The organism is Negativicoccus succinicivorans (assembly GCF_018373335.1).
In the GTDB taxonomy this organism is placed as follows: domain Bacteria; phylum Bacillota; class Negativicutes; order Veillonellales; family Negativicoccaceae; genus Negativicoccus; species Negativicoccus succinicivorans_A.
On sequence record NZ_JAHAHH010000118.1, the window covers coordinates 1 to 1791 of the forward strand.

Annotated in this window: 3 protein-coding genes; all 3 read right to left on the minus strand. The window is 53.9% G+C overall.

Translation table 11 applies throughout. The annotated features are described in order from the left end of the window. Window positions 1–526: hypothetical protein (locus KH813_RS06565; protein ID WP_303994543.1), on the minus strand; the 526-nt coding region annotated here is incomplete at its 3' end. A 6-nt stretch (window positions 527–532) separates the two neighbouring features. Further along, window positions 533–847 (minus strand): hypothetical protein, encoded by a 315-nt coding sequence (locus KH813_RS06570; protein WP_303994544.1) that lies wholly within the window; start codon window positions 845–847, stop codon window positions 533–535. Beyond that, window positions 844–1791 (minus strand): portal protein (locus KH813_RS06575; RefSeq protein ID WP_303994545.1); only part of this gene is annotated, 948 nt, incomplete at its 5' end. The genes KH813_RS06575 and KH813_RS06570, both read right to left, overlap by 4 nt.

Consider the following 1791-nt stretch of genomic DNA (forward strand, 5'->3'; position numbering starts at 1 on the left):
CGCCACGATTCGCGCGGCCGTCGTCCTCCGCCACCATTTGCCCAATCTGTGCAAATAAGCGGATCGCCTCTACACGGTTACCAAAGCCCGTCGCGTCAAGCATTTCCCGCAATTGCGGAACGTTCTTTTCCATGTACGTGACACCGATAGCGGCTTGTGCTACCGTCGCATCGAATTGCCCGCCTAACTCTGTACGCGCCTCGTCTGCCCAGCCTTTTATTTCTTGCGCTTGTGCCTGTTCGTATTGCGTTGCGACTTCTTGCGCCACTTCCTGAACATACGAAAGACCGTACTTCGTGACGGCGTTCGCTTGCTCTTGCGACATTCCCGCTTCTTTCAATACTTCCGAATACTGCTCCGCGCGTTCCGCGTCCAACTCTACCCCGTTTACACAAAACTCCGCAAAGTCGTAACTTTCCGGAACGGACGATTCCGCCACGTCGGTTTGTTGTTCCGTTTCCTGCGTTGATGCAGTCTCTTCTTCGATTGGCGTGTTCGTGTTATCGTTCGCCATTTCTTCCGTCATATTGGATCAGTCCTCCTTTCGTAACTTCTGTAATTCCGTTATTTTTTCCACATATTCCCGTTCTGCCAATTGCAATGTATCAATATGACCGTCACGGATAATTCGCCCGCGCAATTGCAACCCCATGTCACGCGCGCCCTCGTTGAAATATGTCCACGAATTACCCGTCATTGTCCGCTCGAATACATGACAACCGTCAAACAGTCGCATAATAAACCAACGCCCGGACCGCGTTTGTAATACGTCTTGCAACGCCTCACGGTCCAGCCGATTCACCATTTCCGCTTCTCTCTGTGCGCGTCGTTCTTCTTTTGTCATCACGGAGCGCCACCCCCGGCATTAGGCATTCCCAGCCATTCACGAATTGCCGGATTACCGTCGTTCGCCGCGTCGGTCAAGTTCTTCGCCGCTTGTGCCAACGGCGCCGCCTGTTGAATACTTGCCATTTGCGCCGCTTGCGCTTCTTCCTGTTGTTGCGCCTCCTGTTGTTGCGCGATAATCTGTTGCGCTTCTTCCGTTGATCGGAGCATTGCCGCCGGCGCGCCGATGTTGTCATGGTAAACGTCCAGCATCGCCATCGCGTCAATCTTCGTCAACACTTCCGGGAACATTTGCGCGACCTGTCCGGCAAACGCCAATGTCTGTTCAATGTTGATCAATCCGGACATCTTTTGCGCTTGCGCTAACGGTGAAATATATTCGATGCGCACTTCTTCTTCGCCCAACTGTTCCGCCAACTCCGGCGGCAACGGCGGGAACACTCCGCCCCGATCCAATATCCCGTATACGCGTTCAAGCGTCGGATTCAAAAATTCATATTGCAGCCGCTCAACGACCGGCCCCAACTGTTGTAACTTCTCTTGCGTGCGCTCCATAATCTCTCGCGCCGTCATTTGCCCGCGTTCAATCTGATCCAGCATTAAAAAAAGATCCGCCGCATACGCGCGCCGCACCTTTTGCTCTGTCTGTTCAATTTTCGCTTGCACCGCTTGCACGTTTAATTGCACGTCAAACAACGGCCGCACACCATCCGCCACGGCGTTCACCGTGACACCGCCCGGAAACATATTCACACTCGGCGACGTCGCCCCGCTCGTTTGCATCGGCGGCTTGATTCCCATTTCAATCGCCGTCAAAATGTCGCGTTCCATGACTTGCAACATCTTGCTATCTGCCAATGCGTACCAGCCGGCGCCCTTTGCGTACGGTTCTAGTCCTATAACCTGATACCGCGCGACCGGAACGGGCCATTCTTCCATACCGCC